The organism is Gimesia chilikensis, assembly GCF_008329715.1.
In the GTDB taxonomy this organism is placed as follows: domain Bacteria; phylum Planctomycetota; class Planctomycetia; order Planctomycetales; family Planctomycetaceae; genus Gimesia; species Gimesia chilikensis.
The window spans coordinates 133,887-150,107 of sequence record NZ_VTSR01000011.1; the positions used below are offsets into that span (position 1 = coordinate 133,887).

14 protein-coding genes are annotated in these 16,221 nt (G+C 55.1%); 13 read left to right on the forward strand and 1 reads right to left on the reverse strand.

All coding sequences use genetic code 11. The features are described 5' to 3' along the window. Window positions 1–80 precede the first annotated feature (80 nt). The 12 genes from FYZ48_RS16150 to FYZ48_RS16205 all read left to right on the forward strand — a co-directional run bounded on the left by FYZ48_RS16150 (window position 81) and on the right by FYZ48_RS16205 (window position 13,830). The gene (locus FYZ48_RS16150; RefSeq protein ID WP_149342144.1) at window positions 81–464 is read left to right on the forward strand and encodes a cupin domain-containing protein; all 384 of its coding nucleotides are present in this window, start codon (window positions 81–83) and stop codon (window positions 462–464) included. Window positions 465–653: 189 nt separating this feature from the next. Then, complete coding sequence (locus FYZ48_RS16155; protein ID WP_149342147.1) at window positions 654–1,652, forward strand: DUF1559 domain-containing protein; 999 nt, start codon at window positions 654–656, stop codon at window positions 1,650–1,652. A 94-nt stretch (window positions 1,653–1,746) separates the two neighbouring features. Then, window positions 1,747–2,175 carry a carboxypeptidase-like regulatory domain-containing protein gene (locus tag FYZ48_RS16160; protein ID WP_145041463.1) on the forward strand — a complete coding sequence of 143 codons (429 nt, stop codon included), beginning with the start codon at window positions 1,747–1,749 and terminating at the stop codon, window positions 2,173–2,175. Between the two features lie 189 nt (window positions 2,176–2,364). Next, complete coding sequence (locus tag FYZ48_RS16165) at window positions 2,365–4,488, forward strand: LamG-like jellyroll fold domain-containing protein (RefSeq protein ID WP_149342150.1); 2,124 nt, start codon at window positions 2,365–2,367, stop codon at window positions 4,486–4,488. 269 nt (window positions 4,489–4,757) lie between these two features. Then, window positions 4,758–6,902, forward strand: a complete 2,145-nt coding sequence (locus FYZ48_RS16170) for a tetratricopeptide repeat protein (RefSeq protein WP_149342152.1) — start codon at window positions 4,758–4,760, stop codon at window positions 6,900–6,902. Next, window positions 6,899–8,074 carry a multiheme c-type cytochrome gene (locus FYZ48_RS16175; protein WP_149342154.1) on the forward strand — a complete coding sequence of 392 codons (1,176 nt, stop codon included), beginning with the start codon at window positions 6,899–6,901 and terminating at the stop codon, window positions 8,072–8,074. Before FYZ48_RS16170 ends, FYZ48_RS16175 begins: the two co-directional genes overlap by 4 nt. Before the next feature lie 61 nt (window positions 8,075–8,135). Continuing rightward, window positions 8,136–8,516, forward strand: a complete 381-nt coding sequence (locus tag FYZ48_RS16180; RefSeq protein WP_149342156.1) for a hypothetical protein — start codon at window positions 8,136–8,138, stop codon at window positions 8,514–8,516. Between the two features lie 112 nt (window positions 8,517–8,628). Beyond that, window positions 8,629–9,798 (forward strand): ABC transporter permease, encoded by a 1,170-nt coding sequence (locus tag FYZ48_RS16185; protein ID WP_149342159.1) that lies wholly within the window; start codon window positions 8,629–8,631, stop codon window positions 9,796–9,798. Window positions 9,799–9,845: 47 nt separating this feature from the next. After that, complete coding sequence (locus tag FYZ48_RS16190; RefSeq protein ID WP_242022688.1) at window positions 9,846–10,403, forward strand: hypothetical protein; 558 nt, start codon at window positions 9,846–9,848, stop codon at window positions 10,401–10,403. Between the two features lie 3 nt (window positions 10,404–10,406). Further along, window positions 10,407–11,960, forward strand: a complete 1,554-nt coding sequence (locus FYZ48_RS16195; RefSeq protein WP_149342161.1) for an HlyD family secretion protein — start codon at window positions 10,407–10,409, stop codon at window positions 11,958–11,960. A gap of 2 nt (window positions 11,961–11,962) precedes the next feature. Next, window positions 11,963–12,694 carry an ABC transporter ATP-binding protein gene (locus FYZ48_RS16200; protein ID WP_149342163.1) on the forward strand — a complete coding sequence of 244 codons (732 nt, stop codon included), beginning with the start codon at window positions 11,963–11,965 and terminating at the stop codon, window positions 12,692–12,694. Continuing rightward, a complete protein-coding gene (locus tag FYZ48_RS16205; RefSeq protein ID WP_149342166.1) occupies window positions 12,691–13,830 on the forward strand; it encodes an ABC transporter permease in 1,140 nt (379 codons plus the stop codon). The genes FYZ48_RS16200 and FYZ48_RS16205 overlap by 4 nt, the downstream gene beginning before the upstream one ends. Window positions 13,831–13,851: 21 nt before the next feature. Here the strand turns inward: FYZ48_RS16205 and FYZ48_RS16210 are convergent, their stop codons facing one another. Beyond that, window positions 13,852–15,297: a DUF1501 domain-containing protein gene (locus FYZ48_RS16210; protein ID WP_149342168.1), complete on the reverse strand. Its 1,446-nt coding sequence runs from the start codon at window positions 15,295–15,297 to the stop codon at window positions 13,852–13,854. Window positions 15,298–15,764: 467 nt separating this feature from the next. Between FYZ48_RS16210 and FYZ48_RS16215 the strand changes: the two genes are divergently transcribed. Next, window positions 15,765–16,052: a LexA family protein gene (locus FYZ48_RS16215; protein ID WP_187782057.1), complete on the forward strand. Its 288-nt coding sequence runs from the start codon at window positions 15,765–15,767 to the stop codon at window positions 16,050–16,052. Window positions 16,053–16,221 lie beyond the last annotated feature (169 nt).

Sequence of the window (16,221 nt, forward strand, 5' to 3'; positions counted from 1 at the left end):
TCATTCGACAGGACTGGTCTTTATGATTCGGATTCAGGCAATTTGCTGACTACAATCAATGCACATGAAAGGATACGCGCATGGACCACATCACCCGCCCCCAGGAACAAGACGAATACTACTTTGAGGAAGGGTGCTATATCCTGGAGATGTCCAGCCCGAATGTGGATCCTGAAGTCTCCCTGGCCCGGGCCCGCGTCGAGCCTGGCAAGCGAACCCGGTTCCATCGCCTCAAGGGGACCTTCGAGCGCTACATCATGCTTTCTGGTACCGGACTGGTCGAAGTGGGCGACTACGAACCCACGGAAGTCTACCCGGGTGATGTTGTGAGAATCCCACCTGACACTGATCAGAGAATCACCAATATTGGTGAAGACGACCTGGTATTTCTCGTCGTCTGTAATCCGCATTTCCTCCGCTCCTGCTATACAGACTCAGAAGATCTCCGCACGTCGGGGTCATAAAATCCTCATATTGCCTAAGAAGTTCCTCTACAAGTTCTTACATCAAGGTAAGATGTACGCAGTTTTCAATTTCTTAACATAATTTACTTGTGCAGTCTCCCCCTTGCGATTTAAAATGCAATTCCTCGGAGCATGCCTCTGCTGTCCCACCTTTTATTCCTTCCCAGTTATATTTCCAAAAGGTTAGCAATGTTGAATTACCCACCGCGCGTCACGCGCAAATCTGGTTTTACGCTCATCGAGCTGCTGGTTGTGATTGCAATTATCGCGATTCTGATCGCCCTGCTCCTGCCCGCTGTGCAACAGGCCCGCGAAGCTGCCCGCCGCAGTCAGTGCAAAAACAACCTGAAACAAATGGGTCTGGCGCTCCACAATTATCACGACGTCTATCTCAAGTTCCCCATCGGGTCCCGTGCCCCCAATGATGGCCCCCACAACTGGCGTTTCGCCCTGCTGCCTTACATGGACCAGGCAAATATTTACGAACTCGCCAAGAACAGCCCGACCAGCGACGTTGATTTCTGGGAAGGCGGAGGCGGCTCTTACAATGGTGACACACTGCTCTTCAAAGACAAAGTCATCACTTCCATTTACATGTGCCCTTCCAGTTCAGACCCGGCCATCAGCTATGCCAATGGCGAACCACAGCAGGGTTCCCAGTCGCATCAGTATGTCGGCATCATGGGTGCTTACCCTGACCCCGCAGCGCGCACGAACGTCTCTTACGAAACTCAGTATAACAGCTTTGCCACTAACACAGGCTGTCTGCTGATCAACGAGTGCAAAGGCATGCGGGACGTGACCGATGGTTCATCGAATACGATCATCATCGCCGAACAGTCGCGGATCTCAGCCAGCAATCCGGTTCTGAAGCGGTCTGATTACACATCAGGCTGGGCAGGCACCAGCTATGCAGGTACCGTCAGTCAGTGGATTGCCAGCGGAGCCGGGCAGCATCGTTTCGGTACCGGAGTGACGTCGGTCTTCCACAGTCCCAATCCGAAATCGACGGGTGCGGAAGCCAATGCACAATGGGACTGGAACACCCCCTTAACTTCCTACCACACCGGCGGCGTGCATGTGCTGCTCTGCGACGGAGCAACCCGTTTCCTGAGCGACAACGCAGACCTGTTACTGATCCAGAAACTGTGTGTCCGCGATGACGGCCAGACCATCGGCGAGTGGTAAGCCACGACCTCTGGTTCTATTTCCTTATCCCATAGACTTGAGTGACGTATGTGATTCCAGTCACCTGCGTCACATTTGATTCAGGATTTTCATAATGTATCGTCTATCACTTTTCAGTTGCCTGCTGGTTTCTGTGCTGCTGGCTCAGGGTTGTTCGGGAGATCCGAATGTCCGGCCTGCAGTAGAGATCTCAGGATCCGTGACCCTCGATGGAGCGCCGTTGCAACAGGCCAGCATCCAGTTCACCTCGTCCAAATCCGGCGAAAGTGCGTACGCCAATCTGGATGAGAACGGAAATTATTCGGTCTCTTTTCCCCAGGCAGATGTCGGCTCTGCATATGAAGTCACCATCAGTCCGCCTGTCGTCGAAGAAGAAAACGCGATGGCCCTCGCGGAAAAGCCGCAGGAAAAATCGACCGTAAAGATTCCCGCGAAATACACGAAGCGCACCACCAGTGGTCTGATCGCCCAGGTCAATGAACCGGGTGAGAACAAAGCCAACTTTGAGTTGAAGAGTAAGTAAGCAGCTTCAGACCAACACCAGCCTGCAACAGCCCTTAATGCACTGTTGCAGGCTGTTTTTTTAACCTGCCATTTTAATTAAGAACTCTAAGTATCTCCATTTCGTTCTGTAAATCCAGCGGATATACTCGAAGTCTAAGGTGATGAAACTTCAAACCCGCAGTTGGCTGTCATTACAAAGGATCCTCACATGAAACCGACTCTCGCCCCCCTCCTGCTCGCCTGCCTTGCTTTGCTGATCCCGGAACGTTCCTACGCGGAACTGCAGGTCGGCGCCACCATCATGGATGTTACCCCGGTGAAACTCCCCGTCCTCGTTAATGGCAGCATGAAGAGCCGCAGCGTCGATAAGGTATATACCAAAGTCAATGCCCGGGCGATCGTCGTCGCCGATGGCGAAGACCGCCTGGCAATCGTCGTCGTTGACAGTTGCATGATGACGCGTCCCTTTCTGGATGAAGTCAAAAAACTGGCCGCACAGAAAACCAGGATCCCGGCCGACCATATGTTGATCTCCGCCACCCACGCACACTCGGTCCCTTCCAGCATGGGCTGCCTGGGAACCAGTGCCGATCCGGAATACACGCCTTTCCTCCGCGGTAAGCTGGTCGATGCCATCGTTGCAGCCGAAGCAAAACTGGAACCGGCTCAGATTGGCTGGGGTGTCGGGAACGCCGCCAAGTTCACTGCCCTGCGTCGCTGGATCAAGCGTCCCGATCGCATCAGCAACGATCCTTTCGGCAACCCGACCGTACGGGCCACCATGCATGCAGGTCGGAACTGGGATGATGTCATCGGCGAATCCGGTCCCGAAGATCCTGATCTGTCCCTGATCTCGTTTCAGTCGAAAGACGGTCGTCCGATCGCTTTACTGGCCAACTTTTCCATGCACTACTTTGGTGCCCCTTCACTGAGTGCCGACTACTTTGGTCTCTACTGTAATGGTCTGCAGGAAGAAATCGGTAAAAAACTGCCCAAGGATGCCCCCGAGTTTGTAGCGATCATGTCGCACGGCTGCAGCGGTGACATTTACCGCCGCGACTACACCAAGCCGCAGGATCAGTGGTCATTCACCGATGACATCAATGAATACTCCAGTGAGCTCGTTAAACTGACCATGGGCATCTATAAAAACATCACGTATCGCAAAGACGCCGACGTTGAAATGGCCGAGAACCGGATGCAGTTGAACTATCGGGTTCCCGACAAACAGCTGCTCGAATGGTCTCAGCGGATCGTCGAGAAAATGGGCGATAAGTTGCCCGAAACACAAGAAGAGATCTACGCTCGCGAACAGATCATGCTGCACGAAAGCCAGTCAACCGAGGTCGTCACGCAGGCACTCCGCATCGGCGACATCGCGATCGCGACCACCCCCAATGAAACCTATGCCCTTTCCGGGCTGAAAGTCAAAGCACAAAGTCCGCTGCCACAGACCATGGTCATTGAACTGGCTAACGGGGGCGACGGTTACATTCCGCCTCCCGAGCAGCATCTGCTCGGCGGATACAATACCTGGGCCGCCCGTTCCGCAGGCCTCGAAGTCCTGGCCGAACCCCGTATCGTGGAATCGGATATTGAACTGCTTGAGAAAGTTTCCAATCAGCCCCGCCGCTTTTATGAACAGAGCCGTGGTCCTGCTGTGGAAACGATTCTGGGCTTCAAGCCGTCAGCTTACTGGCGACTGGACGAGTTCAATGGTCCCCGGGCCCGCGATCTCTCCGGCAATCAGCGGGACGGCATTTACGAACCGGCCATCGCTTACTTCCTCGAAGGAGCCCGGTCGAAATCGTTCTGCACGGGAACTGAAACCAACCGGGCCGTTCACTTCGCCGGCAACCGTCTGCAGACCCGCGTGAATGACCTGGGCGATCAGTTTACTGTCTCGCTCTGGATCTGGAACGGAATTCCTCTCGACGCCCGCGACATCAGCGGCTGGATGTTCTCACAGGGACCAAACCACGGTCTGGCCGCCTATGGCGATCACCTCGGACTGGGTGGCAAACAGCATCCCGGCAAGCTGGTCTATATGAACGGTACGGACCGCAAACTGCACGCTGGTAAAACCGCCGTCGAACGCTGGACGTGGAATCATGTGGCTCTCGTTCGCGATGGTGACAAGTTGACCGTCTACCTGAATGGCAAACCGGAAATCGAACTCGAATCGAAACCGGGGGCATCCGGCGTGCTGCTGGAACAGCTGTTCTTCGGCGGACGGACAGATAATGACTCTAACTGGGAAGGCCGCCTGGATGAAATCGCGGTCTTCGATCGGGCCCTCAATGCAGGTGAAGTCAGTCAGCTGGCAAAATAAACCTGTCTGAAACGCACTATCTGCCATTTTCGAAAGCCCGGTCGTACCTGCGATCGGGCTTTTCTATTGGGAATGATTCGTTTTTTATCGCGAATCGACGATCTGACGCGTATGAGAAGAGACAGACCGCTCGAATTACGGAATCTCCGCCCGATGGGGGGTTCCTGCATATTCACAGCCCGCGCGGGACTATATAATCAAAGGGAGTTCACGTCCTAATCGTCTGATGTAATTGACTTTATCACATTTCCGTTCCAGTGGCTCAACCCATGACTGAACCTGACCTGTCGACAACAGATCGGAGACTGCGCCGCCTGTTTCTGCTGATCGTCACCGCCAGTTTCGTACTGACGCCAATTGCTGCGCCGGACGTCTGGTGGCAGTTGAGCCGGGGACAGACAGTGTTGGCCGAGCTGGCAGTTCCGGGGCCAATCCTGGCGGCAGGCAATCCGACAGCGGAAGCAGACTGGCTGGGCGGGTTCCCTTTCTTTATGAGCTGGCTGATCGCCGGCTTTTCGGGACTGATGCTGCTCAAGTTCTGCAGCGTCTTTCTGTTACTCTATCTCCTCATGCGACGGTTTGAGCCTCAACTGCAATGGGCCGCTTTTGCGCTGGCTCTGGTCACGCTGCTGGCTGCGAATGCTGCCTGGCAACCAACGCCCCGACTCTGGGACTGCTGGCTTCTCTTTCTGACCTGGATCGCCACGGTCCGCTGGAGCCAGTCCCCGACGAAACAGAATGCGGTCCTCGTGCTCATCTCCCTGGTGGTGTGGGCCAATCTCGCACCACTCTGCCTGTTAGGAATCGCTGTGGTCGCAATCGTCCCCTGGCTGACCGGCATCCAGACCGAGCCCACAGTCACCCGCAAGCAGTCTGGTCTGCTTGTTGCCGCATCCGCATTTGCGCTGATGCTCACCCCACGTGGCTGGTTTACGCTCTCCGATTCACTGACTCAGCTCCTCCCCGGTCTGTTCTATGCCCGAGACCTGCTGGCCACAACGGTCTGGCAGCCGACGTTCGCACAGGGACTGACAGTCGAAACAGCCGGGCTGGGAATTCTCACTCTGGTCACCGTGTGTTACCTCATTTTTTACTCCACCGGCTGGCTGGAAAGTTTTGCATTCCTGATCTTCGCTGTTCCGGCCTGGCTGAATTCAGATGCCGTTCCCCCTTGCGCGATTGGCATCGCCCTGCTGCTGGGACGCAGCCTGGTAGCACATCCCTATCCAATCCAACTGCTCAAAACCAAAGATCTGCTCTCGCCTGCTCTGGGACGCCTGCTACTGGGACTCGGGTTGCTTCTGCTCAGCGGGAAAGCGGCAGCCGGAACGCTCCCCGGTCAGTCACAGCGACTGGGCTGGGGCCTCGCTCCCGAGCTGGATATCACGCTGCTGAACCAGGCGATCGGACCACTCGAATATGAGGGAACGGCCCACTGCATGGATATCACTTCTGCAGGCATGTTGTGCTGGATCAAGGCGGATCATAAAGTTCGTCCCTACCTCACACACAGACAGGCGCTGAAACAGGGACGCTTATTCGACGAACTCTCCCTGAACGCGGAGCTGTCTGACGGCTGGATGTTGCAGAAGCCACGCATGAATGGCGGCTGGGGGGGCTGGTGGGTCCGCCTCAAAGATCGGAACTGTCAGCTGCTGCTGGTTCCTAACGGTCAGACGCGAACGATTCGTGCCTTGTTTGACAGTCGCTGGCAGCCGATGTCAGTCGACGCGGCAGTCATTCCCTATGGCTGGTCGGGTGAATTACTCAGTACACCGCAGATCATCAAGCTGCTCCCCGTCAAAGAGTTTCTGAATCGCCAGCAGTGGACCTATTCCCTGCCCGATCCGAGTGGCACACCAGACTGTGCTGACTGGTGGGGTATGCTGACCGGCTCTCCCAATCTGAAACCGGCGCTGCTGCAGGCGCGAACCTTTCGCGCGATGCAACTTTATACAGCCGCATTGCGTGTGCTGCATCCACTGCTGCAGCACTACGACTCTCCTGAAGTCAGACGGGAGTTCGAACTCTGTCAGAAGGAACTGGCTTACCAGGAACAGCTCGACACGGGTGCTCCCAGCCAGTTGCGCCTGCAGGCCTATCAGCAGACCAGTCCGACAGATGCATTCCCTCTTACCCAGGCAGGTCCGGGAATCAAAGGTGACCACAGTCCGCCCGAAAAAGTATCAGAAACTCTCGCGCGGGCAATCAACGAATACATTCATGGCGACTGTTCCGAAGCGATCGCCGCTTTGACTGCAGATGACAGTGAGAGCCTGTATGCGAAAGCGCAGATTCAGTTGGAATCCGGCGATCCCGCGAATGCCGCGTCAACTTTTCGTCAGTTAATTGAACAGCATCCCCAGGACCGACTGGTCGTCCCCAGTCAGAACATGTTAGATGCCCTGCAATGATCCAGAAGTACCCGTTTCTCATCCCCCTGTCGATCCTGTTACTGGCCTGCCTGTCAGGTGCCGGCCTGTTTCTGTACGGATCACAGCAGAAAACGGAGTTCGTTCCGCATGTCCGTTCGGTGCATCAGCCGGTCCCATCGCGTTCCTGCTGTGAGTGTCACGACAAATTCTGTCAGCAGTTCGAAGGCGCCCCTCATCTGCGGACCCTCCGCAAAGCCACCGATCCAGGCGTACTTGAAAAATTTGTTGACCGGGAAGTCACCCTCAAAGAGAACGGGCATACTTACCGGTTCTTCAAAGAAGATGATGCGCTGTGGGTCGACTGCGACAGTTATCCGGCACCTGTCCGAATCGACTGGGTCTTCGGTTCCGGCATGCATGCGATGACACCGGTATCGCTGTTTCCGAATGAAAAGGGAGAGTCAGAACTGCTGCAGCACATCGTCTCCTGGTATCCCTCCGGCAAACTGGGAATCACACTCGGTCTGCAGGAACTGGTCCATGAACAGACTGGCATCAATGCGCTGGGGGAAGTCAGCGACCATGCTAAAACGCAGAACTGCTTTGGCTGTCACGCGGCCTGGCTGGGTGATTCGCCAGGTAAAATCAAATCTGATGCGATCATCCCGGGGGTCTCATGTGTCCGCTGTCACTTGAATGGCGAAGAACACATTAAAGCCGTCGAACGAGGCGATAAAGATCTCAAATTGACCAAGTGGAGTTCATTGACACCTCTGGAGTCGATCAATCGCTGTGGAGAGTGCCATCGCCGCTTCGATCAACTGGAGGCGGATGAAATTCATCCTGCGAATGATCTGCTCTATCGTTTTGCCCCCGTGGGAATGTCTCAGAGCCCCTGCTTCCTGAAACAGACCGACGTCAAACTGGCGGACGGCAAAACGGCCCGCTTTGACTGTACCACCTGTCACAATCCGCATCAGCAGGCCAGCCGCGATCCGGATTATTACCGCCAGATCTGCCTGAACTGTCACAGCGATCTCAAGGATCATGCACCGGTGTGCTCTAAAGAGTCGATGCAAAGTCAGTGTCTGCAATGTCATATGCCGGCAGTGGAAGTTCACGACAACCTCTCCTTTACCGACCACTGGATACGAGTCCGCGAGCGCGACAAAGAACGCTTCCCCGAATTTCAGATGCGGCAGGCGAAATGATGTTGTCTTGAGACTGGGGAACGACTAGGATGAGAAGGAACTAGTATTAAGAAGGTTATTTGTGATTGAGAAACTGTTTTCATTTCTGTGCTCCCTGATGATTCTGGCCTGCCCGTTAAACTGCATGCCAGCCGGCGCAGAATCTACAGACGCCGTCAGCACTGGCTGCTGCAGTCACTGTCAGCCGCCGACTTCAGAAACACCACTCTCACCAGCGCATGCCTCTGATGAATGTTGTCAGTGCTTCTGTTTCGGAGCGATCCATGATAAAGCCGATCAACTGGATCTGACATTGCTGACTCCCCTCTGGATCACGCCTGTCCTCTCAGAGACAGAATCACTTCTCTCCGACATTCACGCGGTTCCCCAACCGGTTTCTTCTGCGCCGCCTCCGCCTGCCGGTCGTGCGCTGCGCTGTGCGCAGATGTCGTTTCTCTGCTGATCTGCTCCTGAATCAGCACTGCCTGCGTTAATTCCACTTGCTTCTCGTGTGTCCTGCTGCGCACTGACTCGATTCGGTGTGCCACTCTGCAGATACTTCAAAAGAATCATTCATGCTCCGTTTTTCATTAATCCCCTGGGAATATGGCGTGCGGAATCTGTTCCGTCGCCCCCTGCGCACCCTGCTCACGCTGACCGGCCTGACGACCGTGATCGTACTGGTGTTTATCGTAGTCGGCTTCATCCGGGGACTGGAACACAGCCTGTCCGCCAGCGGTGATCCGGATGTGGCTATTCTGTTTTCGCTGGGCATGGGGGAGAATCTGGAATACTCATCCATTCCAATGCGGACCAGCGAACTTGTTGCCGCCAGTGTGGGTGGCATTAAAGAATTTCACGGCCGGAAATACGCGTCTCCCGAATTGTACCTGGGAACACAGATCACGCTCCCCGAACAGGAACGAACTGCGATGGGTCTGGTGCGCGGTGTGACGCCGGCGATACTCCTGGTCCGTCGCAAAGTCGAACTGGAATCGGGGCGCTGGCCCGAACCGGGTGAAGTCCTGATTGGCCAGCTGGTCGCTACCAAGCTGGGACTCTCCCCCGAACAGCTGGCGACCGGCCAGGCAATCGAACTGGAGGGGCGCAGCTGGAAAATCAGCGGTACCTTCTCTGCCGGCGGCTCTGCGTTTGAATCAGAGATCTGGTGTCGCCTCGACGAACTGCAGCAGGCAATGAAACGCCAGGACCTGAGTCTGGTTGCGGTCACGCTGGATTCCCCCGATGTTTACCCTGATCTGGACCTGTTCTGCAAAGAACGCCTTGATCTCGAATTACAGTCAGTTCGCGAAGTCTCCTACTACCAGGGTCTGAAAAAAGATTATGGTCCGATTCGGATGCTGGCCTGGCTGATTGTGTTTCTGGTCTCCGGCGCCGGGGTGTTCGCCGGTTTGAATACGTTGTACGGTGCGGTTGTCGGCCGGACCAGTGAACTATCTATGTTGCAGACACTCGGCTTTGTCCGCCGGGCGATTGTGATCAGCCTGATCCAGGAGGGCATTCTGCTCTCCACGGCTGCCAGTCTGATTGCAGCTTTGATCGCGGTATTACTGATTAACGGGGTTGCCGTCCGTTTTACAATGGGCGCATTCTCGCTGCAGATCGATACGGTCTCACTATTGATCGGTTCGGGAGTTGGAATTCTGCTGGGCCTGCTGGGTGCGATCCCACCGGCCCTGCGGGCACTGCGACTGCCGATCGTCGATGGTCTCAAATCTGTTTAGTAATGCTTTTAACCTGTTGAATACTCATTTTTAAAGGATTGAATTCAATGAAACGTTTGATGTTATCCAGCCTGTTCCTCTCCGCCGTCTGTCTTACTGCAGTGGGCTGTGGCCAGTCTTCTACCGAACCAAATGCATCTGCTGATGCGAACTCCGCAGCCGAGTCTGCGACAAAACCGACGGCCGCTGCCTCGGAAATCATTCTGACCAGTGAGCCAGCAGGCGCGAAAGAAGTGATTGCAGCTCGCGAGTCATCTAAGGATGAAGAAGAGGTTATCGTGGTAGGACGGATTGGCGGAAGTGAAAATCCCTGGATTGACGGCCGGGCCGCGTTTTCCATCGTAGATAATTCACTAAAGGCCTGCAGTGATATTCCCGGCGATGGCTGTGAGAAACCCTGGGACTACTGTTGTGAAACCGACAAGCTACCCGGTGCGACCGCCCTGGTCAAAGTCGTCGATGCAGACGGCACGCTGATCAAGGAAGATGCCCGCAAGCTGTTGAATCTGAAAGAACTGCAGACGGTTGTCGTCAAAGGGAAAGCCAAACGTGACGACTCCGGTAATCTGACCGTCTTCGCTAACCAGGTTTTTGTACGGAAGTAAATCATGTCTCAGGTTGATTTATCCCAACTGGCCCTGGATCGCAGTGCTCCCTCTCAATTGCGGGGGCACACGCGATTCCGGTTAATCACGCGTTATCTGCTGCCCGGCACCCTGCTGATCGGATTTGCCGCGCTGATTGCCTATGCCTCGCGAGATTTGATCTTTCCTCCTCAACCGATCACGGTGATGCCGGTGATCGTCTCGCAGGCCCAGGTCCGCAGCGCCGGCACGCCACTGTTCCAGGCGGCTGGCTGGGTGGAACCGCGGCCGACCCCCATTCGTGTCGCTGCACTGGCTCCCGGTGTGGTGGAAGAGTTACTGGTTGTCGAGGATCAGAAAGTCAAACAGGGAGAACCGATCGCGCGGCTGGTAAAAGTAGACGCCGAGCTGGCCTTGAAGAACACGATTGCCACCGAAAAGCTGCGAGAAGCAGAACTGCAGCAGGCCCGCGCCACGTTGAAAGCGGCTGAGGTGCGTCTGTCACAGCCCGTGCATCTGGAAGCGGTACTCAGTTCAGCGCAGGCGGAACTGGCTAAGATTCAGACCCAGCTAAAGAATCTGCCTTTCATGACCCGTAGAGCCAAAGCAGATCTGGAATTCGCGCGGCTGGATTTTGAGCGCAAGAAATCAGCCCGCGGCGCAGTCACACAGCGAAGTATTGACGAATCGAAAACCGAGGTTGAGTCGACGACTGCGGCGTATGAAGAGTTAATGGGCCGTAAGGAGTCTCTGGTCTCAGAACAGAAGGCCCTGCAGGCGCGGTGCCAGGCACTACAGACTGAGTTGAAACTGTTGACAGCGGAACAGAAAGCCCGGGATGAAGCCCAGGCGCAGGTGGCTGCAGCAGCCGCACGTCTGGAACAGTCCCAGGTGGCCGTCGACCAGGCGCGACTTGCTTTGGAGCGAATGACGATCCGCGCCCCAGTCGCGGGACGCGTGTATCAGCTTGTAGCGCATCCGGGGTCCAGTGTCGGAAACATGCTGACCCAGATGACGAAATTCGATGGCAGTACGGTCGTCACTATGTATCGTCCGGAATGGCTGCAGATTCGTGTCGATGTGCGTTTTGAAGACATTCCCAAGGTTGCGTTGAATCAACCGGTTCAGATCGACAACCCGGCACTCAGCGAACCAGTGCGTGGTAGCGTCCTGTTTATCAGTTCGGAAGCGGATATTCAGAAAAATACGCTGCAGGTCAAAGTCAAAATTGATGAACCGACGCCGCTGCTCAAGCCGGAGATGCTGGTGGATGTGACCTTCCTCGCTCCGGAACATGAGCAGACAGAGAAAGACCAGGACCGGGAATCCCGAATTTACGTCCCCCGGAACATGGTACAACAGAACGCCGCCGGTCAGTCCTGTGTCTGGATTGCAGATCAAAGTCGCCAGATCGCACGCCAGCAGGTCATTGAAACCAGCCCGCATGCAAATGGCCCTCTACTGGAGGTCACACAGGGGCTGAATGTATCGAGTCGACTGATTGCCTCCCCGACATCGGATTTGCAGCCACACGAGCGAATTACTATCACCGGCGAAACCAATCATGAAGGAAACTGAAAATGCCACTGGTTGATATCCACAATCTGACCAAACAGTATCACAAGGGGGGCGAGACCATCACCCCGCTGGACCAGGTCTCGCTCAACATTGAACAGGGTGAATTCCTTTCACTGATGGGATCGAGCGGCACCGGGAAATCGACGCTGCTGAACCTGATTGCCAGCATCGATCGCCCCGACTCGGGTACGATTAGCGTGGATGGTGTTGAGATTACGTCATTATCGCGAAGCCGTCTGGCTCACTGGAGAGCCGCCCACCTGGGTTACATTTTCCAGACGCATAACCTGGTTCCCGTTTTGACCGCTTACGAAAATGTCGAACTCCCGCTGCTGCTGCTCCCGCTCTCGCGGAACGAGCGACGCAAACGGGTGGAAGTTGCACTGGAAGCCGTCGACCTGCTGGACCGGTCCGATCATTATCCGCGACAGATGTCAGGTGGGCAGGAACAGCGGGTCGGGATTGCCCGGGCGATCGTCAAGCATCCCCTGATTGTCGTAGCTGACGAACCAACGGGGGACCTGGATCCCGAGTCCTCAGAGCAGATTCTGAATCTGCTCAAACGTCTGAACCGGGAACTGGATATCACCATGCTGATGGTTACTCACGATGCGGAAGCAGCGACCATCGCGGACCGACAGTTCTATCTGGATCATGGCAAACTGGTACAGCGAAACAACGAGACAGAGACGGCGCTGGCCGGATCAGCCGTGAGTATCGAGGAGACCCCATGAAACTATTGGGCTATATCGTGAAATCATTGTGGGGGCATCGTTCCCGGACCATGCTGACGGTGGCTGGCTCCGCGGTGGCTCTGTTCGTGTTCTGCTTCATCCAGTCCATCCAGGAAGGCATGCGCGATCTCAGATCACGGCAGGAAGCAAATGGCTCATTGATCGTATTCCAGGCCAATAAATTCTGCCCCGCCACGAGTCACCTGCCACAGGATTATGATCAGCAGATTCGTAAATTTAACGGAGTCAAAGACGTCATTCCGATTCAGGTCTTTACCAACAACTGTCGGGCCAGTCTGGACGTGGTCGTTTTTTATGGCGTTCCCCCGCACAAACTGCGCACCGCACGGGACTTTGAATTCATCCAGGGAGACTGGAACGAGTTCGAGTCACACCAGGATGCCGCAATCGTGGGTCAGGCGGTCGCGGCGCGACGGGGAATTGAAGTGGGAGATAAATTTTCTATCGGCGATCTCTCCGTAAATGTGGCAGGCATCTATCGCTCGGACAACCCGGCTGAAGAGAATTACATCTACAGTCACCTGGAATTCCTGCAGCGGCGACAGGGCGCGAACCTGGTGGGGACCGTGACACAACTGGAAGTGCTCCTGCAACCAGACGCGGATCTGGAAGCGGTCAGTACCCGCATCGATGACCTCTACCGGGCCGGGCCTGTGGAAACCAACACCCGCTCCAAAGGGGTATTTCAGGCGAAGAGCCTGGGGGATCTGTCACAGTTAATCGAGATGGCACACTACCTGGGACTGGCTTGTGTAGGACTGGTGCTAGCACTGGTGGCAACGACAACGCTGATGTCGGTCGAAGATCGGATCCAAGAACATGCGGTACTGCGGACACTCGGTTTTTCGGGCAGTAAGGTCTTCGGCGTGGTGCTGGCGGAAAGTACGCTTTTGAGTTTGGCAGGCGGGATTCTGGGAGTCGGGATCGCTTTGATCACTCTCAAACTCAGCAGCCTTTCGGTGGGAGCGGAGGCAGTGACCGTCGCGTTCATTCCCTCATTTCGGCTGGCGGGCATCGGCCTGCTGCTCGCACTGGTCACGGGAATGGGCGCGGGGGTTGTCCCGGCCTGGTATGCTTCAAGAACCGAGATTGTTCCGGCCCTGCGAAGCGTTTAACCTGCCTGTTCTCTGAACGTATCAGGTGAGCCCCGGAATGGGTTCGCCTTCGTAGATGTAGTGCGGACGGTCGACATCGTCCTGCCAGAAAGCGGTCTGGGGCAGCCCCAGTGCCTTGTAGATGGTCGCTGCGAAGTTTTCCGGTTTCTGCGGCTGATCGATGGGGAAACCTCCAATCTTATCGGTCTTTCCGACAACGCGGCCCCCTTTGACTCCCCCTCCGGCCAGCAGAATAGACTGGGTCGCCCCCCAGTGATCCCGGCCCGGATTGGCATAGACTTTGGCCAGTTGAGAAATCTTAGGGGTGCGACCGAATTCACTGCACATGACAACCAGGGTGTCTTTAAGCTGTCCACTTTCGTGCAGATCATCCAGCAGTGCGGAAACGGCACGGTCGGTGGGAGGCAGAAGTTTATCCTTGAGATGCGGGAAGATATTTCCGTGCGTATCCCAGGATTCGTTATTCCCCAGATTGACCTGCACCAGATTCACGCCCGTCTCGACCAGGCGTCGCGCCATGAGTAGAGACCAGCCAAACGAGTTTTTGCCGTAACGTTCCTGAATCTTATCGTCTGCACTGGTGACATCCATCGCATAATGCACTTTGTCATCGTTCAACAGAGAGATCGCTGCGGTGCGGTAACGGTCGAAACTTTCGACCTGCCCTGCATTGTCCAGCATCTGCCGCTGAGCGCCGAGTTCCTTCAGCAGTTGAATGCGATTACTCATCCGGCTGTGCGTCATCCCCTGCGAGAGTTTGAGGTGCGGAGTTTTGAAGACCCGCTTGTCTGTTCCGCCTCGCTGCTGATGGTCGAATGCGTAATCGGGAAAAGCGCCGTAGGACTGCGCGTGGAACGGAGAAGCTTCGATGATCCAGGGATCACGATTGGACCCCATGCGGCCGGCGAACTGACCGGGAATAACGCGACCGGTACGATGAACAATTTTATCCGGCAGGACGATGGCCGGGGGCAGATTGGTTCGCGAACGGAGTACATCGCCGGCGATGGCGGCAATCGAAGGATGATCGGTAGTCATGGGACGCCCGGGATTGAATCCGGTGGGGATATCCGAACGTCCGGTGAGCATGATATGGTGCCCCATCGAATGTTCGTTCGTCCCATGCGACAACGTACGACAGACGGACCAGAGGTGACTGCGCTGGGCGAGCATCGGCAGATGTTCTGAAATCTGCACGCCCGGTGTGCGGGTCGCGATTGGATCGAACTCACCGCGGATCTCCGCGCTGGCATTCGGCTTCATATCAAAGCTCTCGTGCTGTGAGAGACCGCCGGAGAGGAAGATGAAGATACAGGACTTCGCAGTACTGTGTTTCGTTCCGCCGGCTGCTTGTGCCCGGAGTGCATCCAGGTGATTGATTCCCATCCCCAGCAGACTCACCGAACCGACTTCGAGTGCGGTCCGACGAGAGATCAGAGGATGGCGGGTGGGACTGTGGGCAGGCATGGTAACTCTCCTGAATCCAAGAGATTGACTCGACAAGCGCAAGCTGATATTCCGGTGTACCTTATATCACATCAATATAATTCAATGTAACAGGCAGTTAAAGTCCAATTGCAACAAAATCATCAACGTTTGTATTTATGTTTTCGTATCCTGGAGCACCATCTCTGAGGTCAAAAAATTTTCGTCCCTGAATACCAGCAGATTCGGCTGATGGACGATGAATAAACCGAACTTGCCTCAAATTTTGATTGACGATCGACGATAAGCCTTATATGCTTTGCCCGTGTTGATTCCCTCCCCATTCACTTGGTGGTGGCCGCGTGTGACTCGCTGAAGGAAGTCACTTTTAAGAATCATTGCGTTTTTCTTCTTCAAGACCTGTATAGGAATCCGGGTCTGATTCTCAAGGATGATTGTGGGCTCTTTCTGCGCCCTCAGCTGCGCATGTGATGCGCAAGGAGAAATCAATGAACCAGTATCTCACCGATCGTGAGCAGAATATTCTGGACTATATAACTCGTGAAATTGACCGGACCGGAATCTCTCCCTCGGTCCAGCAAATCGCTTCTGAATTCGCCATTCCCTCTCCCAACCGGGTCACCCGTTATCTGAATGCGCTGGAAGGGAAGGGCTGGATCAGCAGTCATGGCAATATTGCCGGCGGAATCACATTGATCGAGAATGATCGGAACTACCGCCTCTCCCTCTGTGGTGATGTCGAAGAGGGCCGAATCGACTTCAAAAAACGCTTTTAAGGTCGCTGACCGCGCAGGTATTGATGTAACAAAAGGTTATTTTTAAGGTCTCATCCCGCTTCTCCATTAGAATAGGGGTGCGAACCAGCGAATTTCTTAATTTTCTTTTGTTTTCAGCCGATTCTTCTATTCAAACGTCTTGCATTGGTTTACGCTTATATGAGAGGTA

Excerpts from the sequence above, each read along its gene's own strand:
- FYZ48_RS16150 (WP_149342144.1), top strand. The coding sequence starts at position 81 with ATGGACCACATCACCCGCCCCCAGGAACAAGACGAATACTACTTTGAG.
- FYZ48_RS16155 (WP_149342147.1), top strand. The coding sequence starts at position 654 with ATGTTGAATTACCCACCGCGCGTCACGCGCAAATCTGGTTTTACGCTC.
- FYZ48_RS16160 (WP_145041463.1), top strand. The coding sequence starts at position 1,747 with ATGTATCGTCTATCACTTTTCAGTTGCCTGCTGGTTTCTGTGCTGCTG.
- FYZ48_RS16165 (WP_149342150.1), top strand. The coding sequence starts at position 2,365 with ATGAAACCGACTCTCGCCCCCCTCCTGCTCGCCTGCCTTGCTTTGCTG.
- FYZ48_RS16170 (WP_149342152.1), top strand. The coding sequence starts at position 4,758 with ATGACTGAACCTGACCTGTCGACAACAGATCGGAGACTGCGCCGCCTG.
- FYZ48_RS16175 (WP_149342154.1), top strand. The coding sequence starts at position 6,899 with ATGATCCAGAAGTACCCGTTTCTCATCCCCCTGTCGATCCTGTTACTG.
- FYZ48_RS16185 (WP_149342159.1), top strand. The coding sequence starts at position 8,629 with ATGCTCCGTTTTTCATTAATCCCCTGGGAATATGGCGTGCGGAATCTG.
- FYZ48_RS16190 (WP_242022688.1), top strand. The coding sequence starts at position 9,846 with ATGAAACGTTTGATGTTATCCAGCCTGTTCCTCTCCGCCGTCTGTCTT.
- FYZ48_RS16195 (WP_149342161.1), top strand. The coding sequence starts at position 10,407 with ATGTCTCAGGTTGATTTATCCCAACTGGCCCTGGATCGCAGTGCTCCC.
- FYZ48_RS16200 (WP_149342163.1), top strand. The coding sequence starts at position 11,963 with ATGCCACTGGTTGATATCCACAATCTGACCAAACAGTATCACAAGGGG.
- FYZ48_RS16205 (WP_149342166.1), top strand. The coding sequence starts at position 12,691 with ATGAAACTATTGGGCTATATCGTGAAATCATTGTGGGGGCATCGTTCC.
- FYZ48_RS16210 (WP_149342168.1), bottom strand. The coding sequence starts at position 15,297 with ATGCCTGCCCACAGTCCCACCCGCCATCCTCTGATCTCTCGTCGGACC.
- FYZ48_RS16215 (WP_187782057.1), top strand. The coding sequence starts at position 15,765 with ATGAACCAGTATCTCACCGATCGTGAGCAGAATATTCTGGACTATATA.